The sequence below is a fragment of the Kluyvera intermedia genome, assembly GCF_021440345.1.
Taxonomy (GTDB): Bacteria; Pseudomonadota; Gammaproteobacteria; order Enterobacterales; family Enterobacteriaceae; genus Kluyvera; species Kluyvera intermedia_A.
Map to the genome: position 1 here is coordinate 181,692 of NZ_JAKCNS010000011.1, position 19,875 is coordinate 201,566.

17 protein-coding genes are annotated in these 19,875 nt (G+C 57.1%); 5 read left to right on the plus strand and 12 right to left on the minus strand.

Annotated features, from left to right (window positions below; genetic code table 11):
- A complete protein-coding gene (locus tag LZ634_RS03655; protein WP_234502393.1) occupies positions 1–4,962 on the minus strand; it encodes an alpha-2-macroglobulin family protein in 4,962 nt (1,653 codons plus the stop codon).
- A gap of 274 nt (positions 4,963–5,236) precedes the next feature.
- Between LZ634_RS03655 and LZ634_RS03660 the strand changes: the two genes are divergently transcribed.
- The 4 genes from LZ634_RS03660 to LZ634_RS03675 all read left to right on the plus strand — a co-directional run bounded on the left by LZ634_RS03660 (position 5,237) and on the right by LZ634_RS03675 (position 9,852).
- On the plus strand, positions 5,237–6,781 hold the full coding sequence (locus LZ634_RS03660) for a PTS transporter subunit EIIC (RefSeq protein WP_234502394.1): 1,545 nt from the start codon (positions 5,237–5,239) through the stop codon (positions 6,779–6,781).
- 13 nt (positions 6,782–6,794) lie between these two features.
- Positions 6,795–8,159 carry a 6-phospho-alpha-glucosidase gene (locus LZ634_RS03665; RefSeq protein ID WP_234502395.1) on the plus strand — a complete coding sequence of 455 codons (1,365 nt, stop codon included), beginning with the start codon at positions 6,795–6,797 and terminating at the stop codon, positions 8,157–8,159.
- Between the two features lie 73 nt (positions 8,160–8,232).
- A complete protein-coding gene (sseA, locus tag LZ634_RS03670; protein ID WP_234502396.1) occupies positions 8,233–9,078 on the plus strand; it encodes a 3-mercaptopyruvate sulfurtransferase in 846 nt (281 codons plus the stop codon).
- Entirely contained in the window at positions 9,079–9,852 is a 774-nt protein-coding gene (locus LZ634_RS03675) for a MurR/RpiR family transcriptional regulator (RefSeq protein ID WP_234502397.1), read from the plus strand.
- A 51-nt stretch (positions 9,853–9,903) separates the two neighbouring features.
- Here the strand turns inward: LZ634_RS03675 and sseB are convergent, their stop codons facing one another.
- The 11 genes from sseB to trmJ all read right to left on the minus strand — a co-directional run bounded on the left by sseB (position 9,904) and on the right by trmJ (position 18,890).
- Positions 9,904–10,680 carry an enhanced serine sensitivity protein SseB gene (gene sseB, locus LZ634_RS03680; protein ID WP_234502398.1) on the minus strand — a complete coding sequence of 259 codons (777 nt, stop codon included), beginning with the start codon at positions 10,678–10,680 and terminating at the stop codon, positions 9,904–9,906.
- Positions 10,681–10,873: 193 nt separating this feature from the next.
- Positions 10,874–12,160 (minus strand): aminopeptidase PepB, encoded by a 1,287-nt coding sequence (pepB, locus tag LZ634_RS03685; RefSeq protein WP_234502399.1) that lies wholly within the window; start codon positions 12,158–12,160, stop codon positions 10,874–10,876.
- A gap of 123 nt (positions 12,161–12,283) precedes the next feature.
- Positions 12,284–12,484: a Fe-S cluster assembly protein IscX gene (gene iscX / locus LZ634_RS03690; RefSeq protein ID WP_052282281.1), complete on the minus strand. Its 201-nt coding sequence runs from the start codon at positions 12,482–12,484 to the stop codon at positions 12,284–12,286.
- A gap of 11 nt (positions 12,485–12,495) precedes the next feature.
- Complete coding sequence (fdx, locus tag LZ634_RS03695) at positions 12,496–12,831, minus strand: ISC system 2Fe-2S type ferredoxin (protein ID WP_052282280.1); 336 nt, start codon at positions 12,829–12,831, stop codon at positions 12,496–12,498.
- A 1-nt stretch (position 12,832) separates the two neighbouring features.
- Positions 12,833–14,683 (minus strand): Fe-S protein assembly chaperone HscA, encoded by a 1,851-nt coding sequence (gene hscA / locus LZ634_RS03700; RefSeq protein ID WP_234502400.1) that lies wholly within the window; start codon positions 14,681–14,683, stop codon positions 12,833–12,835.
- A 15-nt stretch (positions 14,684–14,698) separates the two neighbouring features.
- Positions 14,699–15,214, minus strand: a complete 516-nt coding sequence (gene hscB, locus LZ634_RS03705; protein ID WP_234502401.1) for a co-chaperone HscB — start codon at positions 15,212–15,214, stop codon at positions 14,699–14,701.
- Between the two features lie 79 nt (positions 15,215–15,293).
- The gene (gene iscA / locus LZ634_RS03710; RefSeq protein ID WP_234502402.1) at positions 15,294–15,617 is read right to left on the minus strand and encodes an iron-sulfur cluster assembly protein IscA; all 324 of its coding nucleotides are present in this window, start codon (positions 15,615–15,617) and stop codon (positions 15,294–15,296) included.
- A gap of 18 nt (positions 15,618–15,635) precedes the next feature.
- A complete protein-coding gene (gene iscU / locus LZ634_RS03715) occupies positions 15,636–16,022 on the minus strand; it encodes a Fe-S cluster assembly scaffold IscU (RefSeq protein ID WP_004866383.1) in 387 nt (128 codons plus the stop codon).
- Between the two features lie 23 nt (positions 16,023–16,045).
- Positions 16,046–17,260, minus strand: a complete 1,215-nt coding sequence (iscS, locus tag LZ634_RS03720; RefSeq protein ID WP_052282276.1) for a cysteine desulfurase — start codon at positions 17,258–17,260, stop codon at positions 16,046–16,048.
- Between the two features lie 162 nt (positions 17,261–17,422).
- A complete protein-coding gene (iscR, locus tag LZ634_RS03725; RefSeq protein WP_234502403.1) occupies positions 17,423–17,914 on the minus strand; it encodes a Fe-S cluster assembly transcriptional regulator IscR in 492 nt (163 codons plus the stop codon).
- 241 nt (positions 17,915–18,155) lie between these two features.
- Positions 18,156–18,890 carry a tRNA (cytosine(32)/uridine(32)-2'-O)-methyltransferase TrmJ gene (gene trmJ / locus LZ634_RS03730; protein ID WP_234502404.1) on the minus strand — a complete coding sequence of 245 codons (735 nt, stop codon included), beginning with the start codon at positions 18,888–18,890 and terminating at the stop codon, positions 18,156–18,158.
- Positions 18,891–19,008: 118 nt separating this feature from the next.
- Here trmJ and suhB point away from each other — a divergent pair, with 118 nt between their 5' ends.
- Positions 19,009–19,812, plus strand: coding sequence for an inositol-1-monophosphatase (gene suhB / locus LZ634_RS03735; protein ID WP_061282899.1), 804 nt, complete (start codon positions 19,009–19,011; stop codon positions 19,810–19,812).
- Positions 19,813–19,875 lie beyond the last annotated feature (63 nt).

Below are 19,875 nucleotides of genomic sequence, written 5' to 3' on the forward strand. Positions count from 1 at the left end.
TTACGGAACGACGATCAGCATATCGTCAGCCGCACCCGTTGCGCGCCAGCCAGGAACATACATCGATTCAACCAGCGACGGTGGGACGTGGTAAGTGCCCGGCATCACCGCGCGCGCCAGATACACCAGCGTGACCGGCTGATTGGCGTTAACCGCCACCGCCGCCACGAAGCGATCATCGCGGAACTCCATATGCTGGATATCCGCCTGCTGCATCTGATTGAGCCACTCCTGTACCGCCGTGCCATTGTCCTGCAAATTGGCGCTGCTGTTGGCCAGGTTTTGGTTTTCCAGCTCGAGGCCCGCCGGCAGCATGTCGACGACCAGCGCATCCGGCACGTTCTGGCCGGCTTTCACCTCCAGCTTCACTAGCACCAAATCACCGCTGCGCAGCGAGGAGAGCGATTTGCTCTGCCCATCGGTGCCGAAGAACTGACGCTCAATATGCAAAACGTTGCTCGCCGCCGCAGGGGCGCTGTTCGGATAACCGCTGCTGTCGAGGCGCAGCCACAATGGCTGTTCACCTTTGTTGGTCACTTGCAGCACCGAAAGTTGATCCGCATCCAGATTACGCGTCAGGGATTTGTCGCCCTGCAGAGGCTGCGTTTCCAGCGACGTCTGCGCCTGCCAGTTACCCGGCAGACTTAGCAGCCCTTTGGCGGCCAGGAACAGCGCATTGTTTTCCTGCGTCGACAGCCAGCGTTCGCCAAACGCCTCTTCAGAGAGGGTTTGCAGCAGCGTGTTTTGTGCGTCCGGCAGCAGTTTATTCTCTTCCAGCAGGGAGAGCATCAGCGCATTGTCACGCAGTTGGCTGCCGTAGTCCGCCAGCCAGCGCGGCTGTTCGGAACGTTTGGTGGTCAACGCCAGCTGCACGGCCTGCTGGCTGCGTGGAGCATCGCCCATGGCTTTGAGGGCGATACCGAGCTGCATCAGCGGCAGGCCGGAACGCACCTGCTCGCGGCGTTCCCACAGCTCACGCAGTGCGCCAAGCGGCGCTTTTTGCTGCCGGGCCAGCACCAGTCCCGCGTATGCCTGAATGGCGAAACGGCTGGCCGCGGTGTCGTCGGTATAGCGAATGCTCATCAGCCCCGGCTCCTGAAGGTAACGCAGCATACGATTGTTGCCTTTGTTAATCGCTTCGGCCGGCACGCTGTAACCCTGCTCACCCGCGCGCACCAGGAAGTCCATGGCGTAGGCAGTCAGCCAATACTCTTCCGGGCCGTCTTTATCCCACAGACCAAAACCGCCGTTATCCTTCTGCATTTGCAGCAGGCGCGAAATGCCGATATCTACCGCTGCGCGGCGCTTATCGTCGCTGTCACCGACGATGCCCAAGGTTTTCAGCTGTTCGGCATTGGTATAAAGCTGCGGGAAGAGTCCGCTGGCGGTCTGTTCAAGACAACCGTAAGGATAGGCTTTCAATTCACGGATATAGCGCGCCAGGTTGAGCGGCGGTTTGCCGCTTAATAGAAGCTGCCCCTGTAACGTGGCCGGTGAAAATGCCGCATTCTGGTTAGCCGGGAGGTTCCAGCTCTGCCCCGGCTGCAGCACCGCGCCAAGGCTCACCGTCTGAGCTGGGAAGGCAGGCCGGACGCCAATTTTCCACTGTTTATGCAAATCCGCTAGCGTTTCGCCCGGCAGATTAACACCCGAAACGGTCACGCTGACATCCCCCTCGCCATAACCCTCACCCGCGCTAACCGGAACAAACAGGGTACTGCGTACGCCTGGCTCCAGTTTCAGTGGCGACGGCTGAGCGCCGTTTAACTGCATCAGGCCGCTGGCGGCAACTTGCACCGTCAGGGTCTGCGGCTGGTCGGTCAGGTTGGTGACATCGAGCGTCAGGCGTGCGCTGTCACCGCTGGCCATAAAGCGAGGCGTATTCAGCTCGGCGACGACCGGCGCTGCTACCACAACTTTGTCTTCGCTGCTGCCGAAATCTTCCGTCGTCCACGCCTGTGCCATCACCCGCAGCTCGCCGTTAAAATCACCAATCGGCATCGTAATCGTGCCTTCCCCGTTGTCGTCCAGCGTTACCGGCTGCGCCTGCTGGGCGATAATAGTGACGTGGTTGACCGGCGGTTTGCCACCGCGGTTAAGCTCATCGCCATCACCGCCGAAGCGCAGGCTGGCAAGACGCCCCTCGCCTTCAATCACCTGGCCATAAATGTCATAGATATCTGCGCCGTAACGTTTCTGGCCAAAGAAGGCCTGCCACGGATCCGGGGTGGTGTAATCGGTAATATTGAGCACTCCGCTGTCAACCGCCGATAGCAGAACGTTCACTCGTTTCGGTGCCGCGCCGTCTTTGCGATTGACCTTCACTTTGACGGTCAGCGGCTGGTTCGGACGCATTTTCTGTGGCGCATCAAGAGCGACATTCAGCCGACGCTGTTCATCGCCCAGCGGCAGATGCAGTACCCCCACGGCCCGCTTCGGCGTCGCGGAACGGGATTTATCCCCCGGACGCACCACCAGCGTGCTCAGATAGAGGTCGTGACGGTTCCAGCTTTTATCCACCGGAATGGTCAGATCCAGCCCTTTTTCCGGGACGTCAATTTCCTGCCACCACAGCGGCCCGTCGCTGGACTCCACCATGGCATAACCTTTCCCTGCCGCCGGGGCGGCAACGTGCAGCTTGATGGTATCGCCCGGCTGGTAGTTCGGTTTATCCAGTTTCAGCGTCACGCTGTCGGGACGCGCGGCGCCGCTGCCGTCGCTGTTATCCTGCCAGCTGTAGCCCGCCCAGAAGCGCACGCTGCTGACCGCATCGTTCGGCGCTTTCACCTCCAGACGATAGGCGCCCCACTCCACCGGGAAGCTGACCTTTCCGGTTTCATCGGTTTTCAGATCCAGCGTTTCTTCACCTTCCACCAGATCTTTTTGATCAAAGCGAGACTGCCAGCCATCGCCTTCCGACCAGTTCCAGTAATAATCACGACGCTCGCGGATCAGGCGCACCTGCAGGCCGGACACCGCTTTTTTATCGCCCTGCGCATTGCTGTAGACGATATCGAACGCCGCCTGCCCGTTTTCATCCACGATCGGCTGGTTAACGGTGGTGTCGGTACGGTAGTCATACACCGCTTTGCTGGCAAACTGAGGACGGATCCCCGGCAGTTCGGCGGCAGGCCAGATTGCCTGAGTCGCCCGACGCGTCACCGGACGGCCTCCCGATTCCAGCAGGCTGGCCTGTAAAATCACCTGCAACGGCGAGTGGGTTTCCTGCCACTGGCTGGCGGTGGTCACTTCGCCGTGCCCTTTATCATCCAGCGTCAGATTCATTTCATCGAGGCTACGGCTGATATTCTCCTGAGCGATATCACCAAACTGGAAGCCCGGTAGCGCCGCCACGGCATCGCGCAGCGGGCGTAAGAACAGTTTGCCCTGAAGGCTGTTGCCGTTGGCCGGTGCACCGTACAGGTAGTAACCTGCGACGCTGAATTTCACATCGTCATCCGGCGCCAGCGGTGTGGCCTGTGGCGTGATATTCAGCGCCATGCGCTCCGGCATAAAATCTTCAACGTGGAAATCCCACTCCTGCAGCTGGTTGTCGCCGGTATTGGCGCGAATGTGCCACATCCCGGTCGCCGCCCCGCTGTCCAGCGCCCAGTTAAGCTGGTACAGGCCATTGGTCGGCTGGCTCACCACGCTACGGACTATCGTGCCGTCGGGTTTCACCACATCGAGTTTCACCGGCTGGTCGGGTAGCGGTTTGCCGTCGCTGTCGCGCAGCAGGCCGTTTAAAATCACCGTTTCCCCTGGGCGATAGAGATCGCGCGGGCCAAACATAAAGAACTGCTTCCGGTAGCCCGGTGCCCCGGCAATATCGAACTCGGCCAAATCCAGCGCGGGTTGTTTGAGATCGAGAAGAGTGGTTTGCCCCTCTTTACGCGCCAGCAGCAGAGCCGCTTCTTTGTCTGTTTTCAGCGCGGCGTGGCCTTTATCGTCACTGGTCGCCTGCGCCAGCGTTTGCCCTTTGTCGTTTAGCAGCGTTAATTCCACGGCTGACTGCGCGGCACCATTTTCCAGGCTCTGGGTAAAGACATCCAGCAGGTCGTGGTAGCGATGCAGAGACACGCCGACATCGCTAAGGGTAAACAGCGTGGCGGCATTGCTATAGCTGTACTGCCCGGCCGGATTCATCACCGCAATATAGACGCCGGACTGTTGCAAAGGCGCAATGTCCTTCAGCGGCAGCAGCAGTTTTTCCCGGGTATTACGCGCCGGGTTGAGGTCAAAGCGGCCGGTATAGACCAGATCGGCCATTTTCAGCAGCTCATCCGATTCCCAGTTGCTCAGCGAACTACGGTATTCCCACTGGCTGACAAACCCCGCCAACGCTTCAGGCTTGACGCGGAAGAAGTTAACGTCAACGTGCGGGACGTTAAGCACCATCACCGGCAGCCCTTCAATCACTTTGCCCGGCAGCAGCGAACCGCGGCTCGCAAAGCCGACGCTCGGCGCAATATCGCGGGTGGTCAGCGTTTTCTCAACGCTGGTGCCAAAGGTGGCTTTATTCAACGCCGCCAGCTGCGGGTCAACCGTCACAATCAGGTCACGTTTCGGTTCAAGATGGCGTAAGCGCAGCTCTTTAAGATTGGGTGACAATTCCCAGGCACCGTCGACCTTGCCGCTCTTTTTATCCACCACGTGGACCGTTTTGCTGAAGTCCTGGTCGGGATTAAGCGCAATTGAGAAGGTGAGCACCAGCGTCGCAGCGCCATCCAGCTGAACTTCAGATGCGTCAAGGAGCGAAAGGGATTTCCCCTGGCTCTGCTGAGCCAGTTTTTCCAGCGTGGCGGCATCTGCTTTCGGTGCGGCGTTATTGTTTTTCGCGCCGTCAGTATTGCTCGGTGTAGCGGAAACGGCGGGCTTGTCGTCGTTGTTATTGTCGCAACCCGCCAGCGTGAATGTCATTGCCAGCGCGAGGGCTAGCGTGGCCAAACGAAAGGGTTTCATCCTGTAACCTCTGACTGGTGATGTCTGATTGTGTGGTCAACACAGTATTATGCCTGAGGCCGTAGCCCGCCAGTAGTCGTTAAACTCCCAAAAATCCCTTCCTACTCTCCATCTGCCTGCGATGTTACTGCGATCACAGGTCGTAACGTAACATGTGACGTTAAGCGTACTTTGTTTTTAAAACAATAAGATAGCTAGATTAAGTTAGCGGAGTGCTGCTACCGTCAGCGGGTCTTATCCTCTTATCGATGCGGTTCAAAATTTGGAGAACAGAATGAAAAGAGCCGTTAATGCCCTACAAAATTTTGGCAAGTCGCTTTACGGACCGGTGCTGATCCTGCCTATCGTCGGCCTGTTTATCGCTTTTGGTAATGTCCTGGGTAACGGCAGCCTGGCCGAATATATCCACGTGCTGGGCTATCCGGCGGTGCAAAACCTCGGGCAGCTGATTGCCAAATCGGCGGTGTCGCTGCTGGTCAACCTGGCGATGATCTTCGCCGTCGGTATCCCTATCGGCCTTGCCGCCCGCGACAAAGGCTATGCCGCCCTGCTGGGGCTGGTGACGTTTATCGTGTTTATCAACGCCATGAACGTCACGCTACAGTTGCAAGGCGAACTGGCTCCGGCTGACCAGATGCGTACCGCAGGACAAAGCATGGTGCTGGGCGTGCAGGTGCTGGAGATGGGCGTCTTTGCCGGGATCCTGACCGGCGCGCTCACCGGCTACCTCTATAACCGCTACTCCGGCGTGCAGTTCTCCGGCGCGATGGCGATTTACTCCGGCCACTGCTTTGTCACCATTATTATCCTGCCGGTGGCGATTGTGCTCGGCGTGGTGATGAGCGAACTGTGGCCGTGGGCCCAGCATGGTATCAGCGCACTGGCGCTGGCGATTAAAGGCTCTGGCCCCTTCGGCGTCGCCATTTACGGTTTCCTGGAACGTATTCTGGTGCCCACCGGGCTCCACCATTTGGTTTATACCCCGTTCCTGTATACCGAGCTGGGCGGTACCCAAGAGGTGTGCGGCACGATGTATCAGGGCGCGCGTAATATCTATTTCGCCGAGATGGCCTGTCCCAGCGTGACGCAGTTAAGTAGCACGGTGGTATGGGACGCGCGCGGTATCAGTAAAATGTTCGGCCTGCCTGCGGCCGCGCTGGCGATGTACGTCACCGCCAAACCGGAACGCAAAGCGGCGGCAAAAGCGATTCTTATCCCGGCGGCGCTGACTTCAATGCTGGTCGGCGTCACCGAACCTATCGAGTTCTCCTTCCTGTTCGTCGCCCCACTGCTGTTTGTGGTGCACGCGGTGCTGACCGGCATCGGCATGATGTTGTTCTCGCTGTTCGGCGTCCACGCCATCGGCGCCAACGGCATTATCGATTTCATTCTCTACAACCTGCCGCTGGGTACCGCCAAATCCAACTGGCCGATGTACATCGTGGTCGGGCTCATCATGTTCGCGCTCTACTTCGTCATCTTCCGTTTCCTGATCCTGCGCTTTGACATGAACACGCCGGGCCGCGAAGAGGACGACCAGCAGACGAAGCTCTACAGCAAGCAGGAGTATCAGGCAAAGGGCAATAACGACGGGCTGGGAGCCAGCATCATCGAAGGGTTGGGCGGCCGCGACAACATTGAGGTGGTGGACAACTGCTACACCCGCCTGCGCGTCACGGTGAAAGATGTGGCGCAGATTAACGAACCACAGCTTAAAGCGACTGGTGCCAAAGGCATCATCAAGCAGGGTAATAACGTTCAGGTGGTCTACGGGCTGCATGTCAAAAAAATGCGAGAAGCCGTTGAAGCGGTTCTCTGAAGGAGGCTATACCATGTTGAAATCCCCATTTATCCTCGCGATCGCCGGCGGCGGCAGCACCTACACGCCGGGTATCGTAAAAAGCCTGATGGTGCGGCTTGAAGACTTTCCACTGGCCGAAATCCGTCTCTACGATATTGACGAAGCCCGCCAGAACACCATTGCGCCGGTCGTGGAGAAAGTGATTCGCGACCACAGCCAAAGCATCAAATTTACCGTCACCACCTGCCCGGAAACGGCATTCAGCGGCGCTCATTTCGTCTTTGCACAGATGCGCGTTGGGCAATACAAAATGCGCGAGCAGGATGAAAAAATTCCGCTGCGCCACGGTGTCGTCGGCCAGGAGACCTGCGGCCCCGGCGGGTTGGCCTACGGTTTACGCACGATCCTGCCGATGGCTGAGCTTATCGATCTGGTAGAGCGCTACGCCGATCCAAAAGCGTGGATCGTCAACTACTCCAACCCGGCGGCAATCGTGGCGGAAGGGATCCGCCGTCTGCGTCCGAAAGCGCGCGTATTAAATATTTGCGATATGCCGGTGGCGGCGATGCGTAATATGGGCGCCATCCTCGGCGTTGATCGCCATAAACTCGACGTCGATTATTTCGGCCTCAACCACTTCGGCTGGTTCACCCAGGTCCGCGTTGACGGTGAGGACAAAATGCCGGAGCTGCGCCGCCACGTGGCGAAGTTTGGCCTGCTGACGGAAGATGCGGCGCAAACCGATCCGCAGCACGCCGATCCGTCATGGGTGAAAACCTGGCGCAACATTCAGCCAATAATGGAGTGCTTCCCGGAGTATCTGCCGAACCCATATTTGCAGTACTACCTGATGCCTAACCAGATTGTTGAGCATCAAAACCCGGACTATACCCGCGCCAACGAAGTGATGGACGGGCGTGAGAAAAAACTGTGTGCGGCGGCGGTAGAATATAAAAATACCGGCATTCTGCCCGACGCGTTCCACGTTGGCGTGCACGGCGCGTTTATTGTCGATGTTGCCTGTTCTCTGGCGTTCGACCTGCGCCAGCGTCATCTGGTGATTGTGGAAAACCAGGGGGCTATCGCCAATCTGCCGGACGATGCGATGGTTGAAGTTCCGGCCTATATCACCGCCAATGGCCCGGAACCGGTACGAATGGGTAACGTGCCGTTGTTCCACCAAACGCTGCTGATGCAACAGCTGGCCTCAGAGCAGCTGCTGGTTGAAGCCACGCTGGAAGGCAGCTACGAAAAAGCGTTACAGGCTTTCACCCTCAATCGGACGGTACCAACGATGGCTCACGCCAAAGCCATTCTCGATGAGATGATTACCGCCAACCAGGATTACTGGCCGCATTTGCAGCACGCCTGGAAAAATGGTGAAGCAACGCGCTAATAAACCGCTGGTCACTTGTCGGTGTGACGAAAAACACCGACAATCCCTTTGTAATTCATCAATGGAGGGTAATATGACCACTTCGTTTTTCGTTGCCGCCGACTGGCTGGCAGAGCACGTTGATGACCCGGAAGTGCAGATTATTGACGCCCGTATGGCGCCACCGGGCCAGGAACACCGCGATCTCAACGCAGAATTTCGCGCCGGGCACCTGCCGGGCGCCGTTTTTTTTGATATTGAAGCCCTCTCCGATCACACCTCTCCCCTGCCGCATATGATGCCGCGCCCGGAAGCGTTTGCCGTCGCCATGCGCGAGCTGGGCGTCAGCCGCGATAAACATCTGGTGATTGTCGATGAGGGCAACCTGTTCTCCGCCCCGCGCGCGTGGTGGATGCTGCGCACCTTTGGCGCACAGCGAGTGTCTATTCTGGCGGGTGGTTTGGCCGGCTGGCAGCGCGACGATCTGCTGCTGGAACACGGTGACGCCAAAGCAGCCGAAGGCGAGTTTGAAGCAGAATTTAGCCCAGAAGCCGTCAAACGACTCACCGACGTGCTGCTGGCCAGCCACGAAGGCACCGCGCAAATCGTGGATGCCCGCCCGGCACCGCGTTTTAACGCGCAGGTTGATGAACCGCGTCCGGGCCTGCGCCGCGGGCATATTCCCGGCGCACGCAATGTACCGTGGGGCGATTTGGTTATCGATGGCGAACTGAAAACCACCGATGAGCTGGAAGCCATTTTTGCTCGCCAGGGCGTTGATTTACATAAACCGATCATCGTCAGTTGCGGTTCCGGCGTCACGGCGGCAGTTGTCGCGCTGGCGCTGGCCACCCTTGAGGCCCCGGACGTGACGCTGTACGACGGTTCATGGAGTGAATGGGGCGCGCGGGCCGACCTGCCAATCGAGCCTGCCCAGTAAATGGATAATCGCCTAACAACGCTGTTGACGCGCGGGGATTCATTAACACGCGCCGAATACCGGGTATTGGCTCATCTGACGGAACACCCGTTACTGGTGGGCAATATCACCGTCCGTCAGCTGGCTCAGGCGACCTTTGTCTCCACGGCAACCATTATGCGGCTATGCCAGAAGCTGGGTTTTAGCGGCTACAGCGAATTTATCTGGCACTGCAAAAATCTGCTGGCGGAGACGCCGCACATTGCCGTGCAGCAGCCGGACAACGCCGGTGAAAGCTCGGCGCTGTTCAACCACTTTTTGGCCAATTACCAGCTCACTTTCCAGTGGGCGACGGCGGAAAAACGTCAGCAGTTCACCTGCCTGCTACGCCAGCAGGAGCGTTTTTTTCTCTACGGCGCCGGGTTTTCCTATCTATTCGCGGAGTATCTAACCAAAAAACTGCAGGTGCTCGGCAAAACGGCGTTTATTTCCGGGCCGGGCGATAGCCGTAATATTTTCCTCAGCAACGCCGCGCGCTACCAGGTGTTTATCGCCGTGTCACGCAGCGGGGAAACCGAACAGGTGCTCGACAAAGCGCGTATTGCCCGGAATGTTGGAATGACGGTGGTCGCGTTTACCCGCGCCTCGGCGAACTCTCTTGCCGGTCTGGCCGATCTTCATTTCGCGCTCTACGACGAAGCGGTGCATTTCGCCGCCGAGGCCGCAGGCGTCACCTCGTTCGAATCGAATCTGGTTTTATTGATGGATTTACTGCTGCTGGAGGCGACGGGGTAATCTGCCGCTTATCGACCTGACAACTGACCAATAAGCGGCGCGAACCGCCGTTTAGATGATGCGGTTTTGTTTGAAATCGCGCAGGAAGCTGCCCCAGCGTTTTTCATAGAACGGGGTGATGTGGGCCAGCATAAAGTGGCTGATGCCCTTTTCGCCTTCGACCACCTGGCAGATATCAATCGGCTCATCGCCCGGCAACGTATCGGTCGCCACGCTTCCGGCGGCGTGAATAATCTCTTCGATATCCCCTTCCGCTTCGATCCCGATAAGCAGGTTTGGCTGTTCATCTGCGTGCTCTTTAATCGAGCACAGGAACGCGCGCTTCACCGTTTTCAGGGTTTTAAACAGCGTGGTCAGCGATTCCACCATTTGCGCCGGTGGTTCTGCCACTTCAGAAAGCAGCAGCGCGCTGCCGCCTTCCAGCACTTCCTGGGTGCTGAGCGGATTACCTTCTTCGCCAATCAGATGGCTGATTTCGCGCGGGGTAAATTCTTTTCCGGTCGGCAGCTTCGCGTTCAGGAACAGCGTCTCACCGAGGGTCATTTCAAATAGCGTGCGCACCGGCATGGCGACAAACGCCTGTTCGGTAGTGACCGCCAGTTGCAAGGCCTCAAGCGAGGTAAAGAAAGGGATAACCGAGGTCCCGTCATCTTTTTCCCAGTGCTGCAGCTCAAGCGCGCTGTCGTCGACAACCTGTTGGTCATCAGCGGCGGTGCCCGGTACCCAGACGGTAGATTCCAGCAGCGTACGGAAGAAAGCCGGACGGTGCGCGGGTTCGGTGGCAGCCTGCTCCAGCAGGGTTTCTAATTCGTTTTTGGTTTCGGACATAGTGGTTCCAGATGGCATGATTTCCCCTCACCCCGGCCCTCTCCCCAAAGGGGCGAGGGAGAAAACCGGCACTTCTCTTCAACCCTCAAGTCGAGGCAGAAAACCGGCGCCTGACCTCAGCTCATGCATTAAGGGAGAGAGCCGAACGATTCCCTCTCCCCTATGGGGAGAGGGTTAGGGTGCGGGGCAAAGATTATTCAGCGGTCAACAGATTGGCAATCGTGCGCACGCCCAGCCCGGTCGCACCCGCCGACCACTGCTCAACGGCAGATTTGCGGTAGGTTGCGGAGCAGTCAATATGCAGCCAGCCCTTGTGGTAGTTTTCCACGAAGTGGGACAGGAAGCCCGCCGCCGTACTCGCACCCGCCGGATAAGCCGCGCTGCCGGTGTTGTTCAGTTCGGCAAAGTTAGACGGCAGCTGATTGCGGTGGAACTCGGCCAGCGGCAGACGCCAGAAGGCTTCGTTTTCTGCCTGCGCGCTTGCCAGCAGACGATTCGCCAACTGGTCATCGAAGCTAAACAGCGCGTGGTAATCGTTACCCAGCGCGGTTTTTGCCGCCCCGGTCAGAGTCGCCGCATCGATAATCAACTCAGGTTTCTGCGCGCTGGCGTCAATCAGGCCATCGGCCAGCACCAGACGGCCTTCAGCGTCGGTATTCATCACTTCGACATTTTTACCGTTACGGTAGCGAATGATGTCGCCAAGCTTAAAGGCATTGCCGCTGATCAGGTTGTCCGCACAGAGCAAGAACAGCTTCACGCGCTTGTTAAGACCACGAGTAATCGCCAGCGCCAGCGCGCCGGTTACGGTCGCCGCGCCGCCCATATCGGACTTCATCGAATCCATAAAGGCGCTCTGCTTGATGCTGTAACCGCCGGAGTCGAAAGTGATGCCTTTACCCACCAGGCAGGCATAGACCGGCGCTTCTTTATCACCGGTTGGGTTGTAGTCCAGGGTCAGCAGAACCGGCGGGCGATCCGAGCCACGGCCCACGGTGTGCAGGCCCATATAGTTCTGGTCGCGCAGGTCTTCGCCTTTGGTAATGCGGTAGGAAACGTGGTCGCACGCCACGCCGCACAGCAGATCCACCGCGCGCTGCGCCAGCTGCTCAGGGCCCAGCTCTTCCGCAGGAGCATTGATGGTATCGCGTACCCAATCGATATAGGTCAGACGGTTATCCAGTTCAGCTTTCTGCGCATCAGCCAGTTCAGGCCACTCGACCTGGCGGCTGCCTTTAGGCCCTTTGTAACCTGCCCAGAACGCCCAGGTGCGCTCAACATCCCAGCCTTCGCCGGTCAGCGCAACGTGCTTGATGCCCATGCCGTCAATTTTGCGCGCCGCGCGCTGAATCAGGCCGGTGTCATCGCGGCCGGTGAGGTGCAGGGAGATGCCGTCATCATTAATGCTATAAGCCGCTTTGTCACCCCAGCGCGCGTCGGCCGGCTGGGTAGACAGGGTAATTTTCATCGCTTCTGTCATTATATTTATCCTTATTAGCAAACGGGCCGCCGAATGGCAGCCCGTTAAGATTTATTCACTCTATGATTCACACCGCAGGCAGGCGGAAAATCCGCGGAGGGCAGCGTGAATCATGAGGCGAAATTAGTCTGCTTCATCCAACCAGACTAACAGAATTGCCTCAAGAATTTTTTCATTTGATGCCTGAGGGTCATCATCAAAATCTTCGAGGTCGCAAATCCATTGGTGCAGGTCGGTGAAACGTACGGTCTTCGGATCGGTGTCCGGGAAGGCATCGTACAGCGCTTCGCCGATTTCGCGGCTGTCAGTCCACTTCAGTCCCATACTATCCCCTGTTAGTGCTCGCGCGCGTGGTTAATTGTGTAACGCGGAATTTCGACCACCAGATCTTCGTCGGCAACGCGCGCCTGGCAGCTTAAACGGCTATCCGGCTCCAGACCCCATGCTTTATCCAGCATGTCGTCTTCGTCTTCAGTGCTTTCCGCCAGCGAGTCAAAACCTTCGCGAACGATGCAGTGGCAGGTGGTGCACGCACAGGATTTCTCACAGGCATGTTCAATCTCAATACCGTTACGCAGGGCAACGTTGAGAATAGTTTCACCGCTTTCAGCTTCCAGAACCGCGCCATCCGGACACAGGTCCTGATGAGGCAAAATCACAATCTTTGGCATATTAAACCTCGTCCACGGATTGGCCTTTCAGCGCCATACGGACGGATTGGTCCATACGACGAGCGGCGAATTCCTGGGTTTGTTTGTCAACGTTTTTAATGGATTGTTCTATGGCGTCAGTATCATCGCCCTCGGCTGCCGCACTCAGTTCGGCAGCGACGCGGTCAATCTCCTGACGCTCTGCGGCGCTTAACAGCGCGGCATCAGCAGCGAGCGCACCGTGCAGGCTTTCCAGCACACGCGCCGCTTCCACTTTCTGCTCCGCCAGCATGCGTGCTTTCACGTCCTGCTCGGCGTAGCTCATGGAATCTTTAATCATGGTGGCGATTTCGCCATCGGTCAGACCGTAGGACGGTTTCACCTGGATCGAGGACTCAACGCCGGTGGATTTCTCCATCGCCGTGACGCTCAAGAGACCGTCGGCATCGACCTGGAAGGTGACGCGAATATGCGCACCGCCCGCCGGTAATGCCGGAATACCGCGCAGTGCGAAACGAGCCAACGAGCGGCAGTCCTGCACCAGTTCGCGTTCACCCTGCATGACGTGGATAGACATTGCGGTCTGGCCATCTTTAAAGGTGGTGAACTCCTGCGCACGCGCCACCGGAATGGTGGTGTTACGCGGGATCACTTTCTCCACCAGGCCGCCCATGGTTTCGAGGCCCAGCGACAGCGGGATAACGTCAAGCAGCAGCATTTCGCTGTCCGGCTTGTTGCCCACCAGAATATCGGCCTGAACGGCGGCGCCAATAGCCACCACTTTGTCCGGGTCGATGGAGGTCAGCGGCGTACGGCCAAAGAATTCACCCACGCGCTCACGCACCAGCGGTACGCGGGTAGAACCACCGACCATCACCACTTCCAGCACTTCATCAGCTTCCACGCCCGCATCTTTCAGCGCGCGGCGGCAGGCCAGCAGAGTGCGCTTCACCAGCACAGAAATGAGTTCGTTAAACTGCTCGCGGGTGACTTCACCTTTCCAGCCGGCAACGTCAACGGCCACGCGGTCGGCATCGCTCAGCGCAATTTTGGCCGCGATAGCGGCATCGAGCAGCTCACGCTGTACGCGGTTGTCGCTGCGATCGGCAATACCCGCCTGTTCGCGGATATGGTCAGCCAGCAGGTGGTCGAAGTCATCGCCGCCCAGCGCGGAATCACCGCCGGTCGCCAGCACTTCAAACACGCCGCGGCTCAGACGCAGAATCGAGATGTCAAAAGTCCCGCCGCCGAGGTCATACACAGCAATCACGCCTTCCTGACCGGAATCCAGGCCGTAGGCAATCGCTGCGGCTGTTGGTTCATTGAGCAGACGCAGGACGTGCAGGCCCGCCAGACGCGCAGCGTCCTTGGTGCCCTGACGCTGAGCATCATCAAAATAGGCCGGAACGGTGATGACCACCCCGTCCAGTTCACCAGCAAGGGATTCGGTGGCACGGGCGGCCAGCGCTTTCAGAATGTCTGCGGAAACGCGAATCGGGTTCAGTACGCCGGCGTCGGTCACCAGCATCGGCAGGCCGTTTTCACTGGCCTGGAACTGGTACGGCAGATGTGGGTAACGCGTCTGGATGTCCGCCAGCGAGCGGCCCATCATGCGCTTCACGGAACTGATGGTGTTGGCCGGATCCTGCGCGGCGTTGGTACGCGCGTCATAGCCGACCACGTGGCCCTGCGCCTGGTAATGAACGACGGATGGCAGCAGGTGACGTCCCTGGCTGTCAGCCAGCGTCTCAGCCTGGCCGCTACGCACGGTCGCAACCAGAGAATTGGTGGTGCCTAAGTCGATGCCCACCGCCAGACGACGCTGGTGCGGTGCGGCACTCAGCCCCGGCTCACTAATTTGTAATAAGGCCATGTTATGCTTCCAAAATCAGAAATCGAGCAGCTTTTCTTCGAGTAATTCAGCGCTGCTTTGGAGTTTATCGAGAAAACGCAGTTTACGCACGGTATCCGCCGCCGCGTCCCACGTCTTAGCGTCTAATTCCGCCACCATCTGCTGCTGGCGTTGGGTATACATTGTTTTAATGCGCTTTTGCAGGTTTTCAAGGCGGTCGGTGTCTTTCGCCTGCTCAATCTCATCAAGCTCTTCGCGCAGCTCCAGCTGTTCCATCAGGAACGCGGTGTCGCGGACGGTGTGCTGTTCGGATGAGAGGTCAAAACCGTGCAGGGAGAGCAGATATTCCGCGCGCGTCAGCGGGTGACGCAGAGTTTGCCATGCCTGATTAATGTTGGCGGAGCGCTGAACCGCAACAAGCTGTTCGGCGTCGCTGGCGCTGGCAAAACGATCGGGATGATTCTGACGCTGCAGGTCCTGGAAACGTGCCGCAAGGGCCTGAGTGTCTACGTGATAACCGACTGGCAATCCAAAGAGAGTAAAGTAATCCATGACGATCTCAGGGTTAACTATTTAAAACAAACCCCACGCACAGCGATGAAACCATGAGTGGGGTTGGCAGGACTCAACATTAGACGTGGAAGCTTTCGCCGCAACCGCACTCGTCTTTCACGTTAGGGTTGGTGAATTTAAACCCTTCGTTCAGACCTTCTTTCACGAAGTCCAGCTGCGTACCGTCAAGAAATTGCAGGCTTTTACCGTCGATGACAACCTTCACGCCTTTGTCTTCGAATACGGTATCTTCTGCCGCCGGCTCGTCAACAAATTCCAGTACATAGGCCATACCTGAACAGCCGGACGTTCTGACGCCCAGACGCAGGCCAAACCCTTTACCGCGGTTTGACAGGAAGGTATTGACTCGCTCTGCTGCACTGTCGCTTAAGGAAATCGACATAATAACCTCAACTCTTAATTATTTTGCTTCACGTTTGCTTTTGTAGTCCGCAATGGCGGCTTTAATCGCGTCTTCTGCCAGAATAGAACAGTGAATTTTCACTGGTGGCAGTTCAAGTTCGTCTGCGATATCGGTGTTTTTAATCGCCTGTGCTTCGTCCAGAGATTTCCCTTTGACCCATTCGGTCACCAGGGAGCTGGAGGCAATGGCGGAACCGCAGCCGTAAGTCTTGAAACGCGCGTCTTCAATGATACCTTCATTGTTGACTTTAATCTGCAACTTCATCACGTCGCCGCAGGCCGGTGCGCCGACCATGCCGCTGCCGACGCTATCGTCGCTGTTGTCGAAAGAACCGACGTTACGTGGGTTCTCGTAGTGATCGATTACTTTTTCGCTGTAAGCCATGATGAATTCTCCTTATCTACCGATTAATGATGTGACCATTCAATGCTGTTCAGATCCACGCCCTGCTTGAACATTTCCCACAGTGGAGAAAGGTCGCGCAGACGGCCAATGGAGTTGCGAACCAGATTGATGGCGTAGTCAATCTCTTCTTCGGTAGTGAAACGACCTAAAGAGAAACGAATGGAGCTATGCGCCAGCTCATCAGTCATACCCAGCGCGCGCAGCACGTAGGATGGCTCAAGGCTTGCGGAAGTACAGGCAGAACCGGAAGAGACGGCCAGATCTTTCAGCGCCATGATCAGCGACTCGCCTTCAACAAAGTTGAAGCTGACGTTGAGGATGTTCGGTGCGCCCTGCTCGAGGTCACCGTTAAGGTAAACCTCTTCCATATCTTTCACGCCATTCCACAGACGGTTACGCAGACCGCGCAGGCGCGCCATCTCGGTTTCCATCTCTTCTTTCGCGATACGGTAAGCTTCACCCATACCGACGATCTGGTGGACAGGCAGAGTACCGGAACGCATGCCGCGCTCGTGACCGCCGCCGTGCATTTGCGCTTCGATACGGATACGTGGCTTACGACGAACATACAGCGCGCCGATACCTTTTGGACCGTAAATTTTGTGACCGGAGAAGGACATCAGGTCAACTTTCAGCTGGCTCAGATCGATTGGCAGTTTGCCCACGCTCTGAGTCGCATCCACGTGATAGATGATACCGCGCGCACGGCACATTTCGCCGATAGTCGCGATATCCTGCACCACGCCGATTTCGTTGTTCACGTGCATGATAGAAACGAGGATGGTGTCATCACGCATCGCCGCTTCGAGCTCTTTCAGGTCGATAATCCCGTTGCGCTGTGGCGCCAGATAGGTAATTTCAAAACCTTCACGCTCGAGCTGACGACAGGTGTCGAGCACGGCTTTATGTTCGGTTTTGCTGGTGATGATGTGCTTGCCTTTTTTCTGATAAAAGTTGGCTGCACCTTTAATCGCCAGGTTATCGGATTCAGTCGCACCGGAAGTAAATACGATTTCGCGCGGGTCTGCACCAACGAGCTCGGCAATCTGGTTACGGGCGATATCTACCGCCTCTTCAGCATGCCAGCCGAAACGGTGTGAACGGGAAGCGGGGTTACCAAAGTTTCCGTCCAGGGTCAGACACTGCATCATTTTCTCGGCAACACGCGGGTCCACCGGCGTGGTTGCGGAGTAGTCGAGATAGATCGGTAATTTCATTGCTCTTTAACTCCGTACATCACTCAATGCAAGGAATCAGGCAACCGGCTGGATGTACGACCGTGTTGACGGAACCAAAGTCCCGGCCTGACTCTGAAATCTCTTTTTTATTTAACCAGGCCTGCCGGATGTGCCCTGGTGGCACACGGCAGGAGCGGTTGATTATGCACGTAACTTAACGTCGATTGCGTCTTGTACGCGATTATTGCGGGTGGTGTCATGCGTATGCTGGCGGCCAGACACATCCAGAACTTCCTGGTTATTCACCAGTTCACCCAGGGTGATGTTGTTCAGGAAACCGGTCAGACGGTCGCTCAGATCGCGCCACAGTGCGTGGGTCAAACATTTATCGCCGCCCTGGCAGCCGCCTTTACCCTGGCAGCGGGTCGCGTCAACGGATTCATCCACTGCGCTAATCACTTCACCCACTGCGATGTGGATAGCTTCTTTCCCCAGCAGATAACCACCGCCTGGTCCGCGAACGCTGGATACTAATCCATTTTTACGCAGACGGGAAAACAGCTGCTCCAGATAGGAGAGTGAGATTCCCTGACGTTCAGAAATATCGGCCAACGGTACCGGGCCCGATTCGGAGTTGAGTGCAACGTCCAGCATCGCTGTCACGGCATAACGCCCTTTAGATGTCAGTCTCATGTCTTACTTAACCTCAAAACTCGCCCCTGCCCGGGGTTTTTAATAATATAATGGGGGTATTGCATAGCAGGGCCAAGTCTGACATTCCCGACTAAAACAGTCAACTATTTACTTGAGTAAATTAGTCAGGTATTTGGCGTTCCGTGCGGTATTCATCTGCCAGATAGCGCTTCGCTTATCAGGGCGACACATCGCACGGCCAGTGAGCCGGATAAGCAGGCGCTATCCGGCCTCAACGCAGTTACTTGCCTTTATTCTGCTGCTCAATTGACGCCAGAATACCGCGCAGGATGTTCAACTCCTGGCTTTCCGGACGCGCGCGGGTGAACATGCGGCGCAGCTTATTCATCACCTGCCCTGGATGGTTTTCACGAATAAAGCCGGTAGACAGCAGCGTCTGCTCCAGATGGCCGTAAAAACGTTCCAGGTCATCGACCAACGGATAAGGGGTTTCATCCTGCTCAACGACCGGAGCATCGTTTTCCTGCGCCGCCAGCCAGGCCATGCGCACTTCATACGCAATAACCTGCACCGCCATCGCCAGGTTCAGCGAGCTGTATTCAGGGTTGGCGGCAATCGCTACGTGATAGTGGCATTTCTGCAATTCGTCGTTGGTCAGGCCAACGCGTTCGCGGCCAAACACCAGCGCCACCGGCGCGTGCGCGCCTTCCGCAACGCTTTTCAGACCGCATTCACGCGGATCGAGCATCGGCCACGGCAGCGTGCGGGAACGCGCGCTGGTGCCCACCACCAGGCTACACCCGGCCAGCGCTTCGTCGAGAGTATCGACAATCTGCGCGTTACCAATAACGTCGCTGGCGCCTGCCGCGAGGGCGATGGCCTGCGAGTCCGGTTTGACCAGCGGGTTAACCAGCCACAGATTAGTTAAACCCATGGTTTTCATAGCGCGGGCCACGGAGCCCATGTTGCCGGTGTGAGAGGTTTCGACCAGCACGATTCGGATATTTTGCAGCATTGTCATTCTTCGTCTAAAGATTATTCGGCCATATTATCATAAAACGAAGACATGTTCTGTTCTCGCTGCTATACTCTGCGCCGTTTTCCCGTTCTTTAACATCCAGTGAGAGAGACCGATGCATCCGATGCTGACCATCGCCGTGCGCGCAGCGCGCAAGGCGGGTAATGTAATTGCCAAACACTATGAAACGCCTGACTCAGTTGAAACGAGCCAGAAAGGCAGTAACGATTTCGTGACTAACGTCGATAAAGCCGCCGAAGCGATTATTATCGAAACGATCCGCAAATCTTACCCGCAACACACCATTATCACCGAAGAAAGCGGTGAACATGTTGGCGAAGATCTGGATGTTCAATGGGTTATCGATCCACTGGATGGCACCACCAACTTTATCAAACGTCTGCCGCACTTCGCGGTATCCATCGCAGTACGCATCAAAGGCCGTACTGAAGTCGCCGTTGTTTACGATCCAATGCGTAACGAACTGTTCACCGCTACCCGTGGCCAGGGCGCACAGCTCAACGGCTACCGTCTGCGTGGCAGCATCGCTCGCGATCTGGACGGTACTATCATTGCTACCGGCTTCCCGTTCAAAGCCAAGCAGCACGCTCCGGCTTATATGAAAATCCTCGGCAACATGTTTACCGAATGCGCGGACTTCCGTCGCACCGGTTCTGCTGCGCTGGATCTGGCCTACGTTGCCGCAGCCCGCGTTGACGGCTACTTCGAAATCGGCCTGAAGCCATGGGACTTCGCCGCTGGCGAACTGATCGCTCGTGAAGCTGGCGCACTGGTGTGTGACTTCACCGGCGGCCACAACTACATGATGACCGGCAACATCGTTGCGGGTAACCCACGTGTTGTGAAAGCGATGCTGGCTAACATGCGTGACGAACTGAGCGAAGCGCTGAAGCGCTAAGTGATTGCCCGGTAGCGTGATGCTTACCGGGACAACAAAATTGAAGGTCGGATATGGCGTTAG

Excerpts from the sequence above, each read along its gene's own strand:
- LZ634_RS03655 (WP_234502393.1), bottom strand. The coding sequence starts at position 4,962 with ATGAAACCCTTTCGTTTGGCCACGCTAGCCCTCGCGCTGGCAATGACA.
- sseB (WP_234502398.1), bottom strand. The coding sequence starts at position 10,680 with ATGTCCGAAACCAAAAACGAATTAGAAACCCTGCTGGAGCAGGCTGCC.
- LZ634_RS03675 (WP_234502397.1), top strand. The coding sequence starts at position 9,079 with ATGGATAATCGCCTAACAACGCTGTTGACGCGCGGGGATTCATTAACA.
- pepB (WP_234502399.1), bottom strand. The coding sequence starts at position 12,160 with ATGACAGAAGCGATGAAAATTACCCTGTCTACCCAGCCGGCCGACGCG.
- hscA (WP_234502400.1), bottom strand. The coding sequence starts at position 14,683 with ATGGCCTTATTACAAATTAGTGAGCCGGGGCTGAGTGCCGCACCGCAC.
- fdx (WP_052282280.1), bottom strand. The coding sequence starts at position 12,831 with ATGCCAAAGATTGTGATTTTGCCTCATCAGGACCTGTGTCCGGATGGC.
- hscB (WP_234502401.1), bottom strand. The coding sequence starts at position 15,214 with ATGGATTACTTTACTCTCTTTGGATTGCCAGTCGGTTATCACGTAGAC.
- iscX (WP_052282281.1), bottom strand. The coding sequence starts at position 12,484 with ATGGGACTGAAGTGGACTGACAGCCGCGAAATCGGCGAAGCGCTGTAC.
- iscR (WP_234502403.1), bottom strand. The coding sequence starts at position 17,914 with ATGAGACTGACATCTAAAGGGCGTTATGCCGTGACAGCGATGCTGGAC.
- LZ634_RS03665 (WP_234502395.1), top strand. The coding sequence starts at position 6,795 with ATGTTGAAATCCCCATTTATCCTCGCGATCGCCGGCGGCGGCAGCACC.
- suhB (WP_061282899.1), top strand. The coding sequence starts at position 19,009 with ATGCATCCGATGCTGACCATCGCCGTGCGCGCAGCGCGCAAGGCGGGT.
- iscU (WP_004866383.1), bottom strand. The coding sequence starts at position 16,022 with ATGGCTTACAGCGAAAAAGTAATCGATCACTACGAGAACCCACGTAAC.
- trmJ (WP_234502404.1), bottom strand. The coding sequence starts at position 18,890 with ATGCTGCAAAATATCCGAATCGTGCTGGTCGAAACCTCTCACACCGGC.
- sseA (WP_234502396.1), top strand. The coding sequence starts at position 8,233 with ATGACCACTTCGTTTTTCGTTGCCGCCGACTGGCTGGCAGAGCACGTT.
- LZ634_RS03660 (WP_234502394.1), top strand. The coding sequence starts at position 5,237 with ATGAAAAGAGCCGTTAATGCCCTACAAAATTTTGGCAAGTCGCTTTAC.
- iscA (WP_234502402.1), bottom strand. The coding sequence starts at position 15,617 with ATGTCGATTTCCTTAAGCGACAGTGCAGCAGAGCGAGTCAATACCTTC.
- iscS (WP_052282276.1), bottom strand. The coding sequence starts at position 17,260 with ATGAAATTACCGATCTATCTCGACTACTCCGCAACCACGCCGGTGGAC.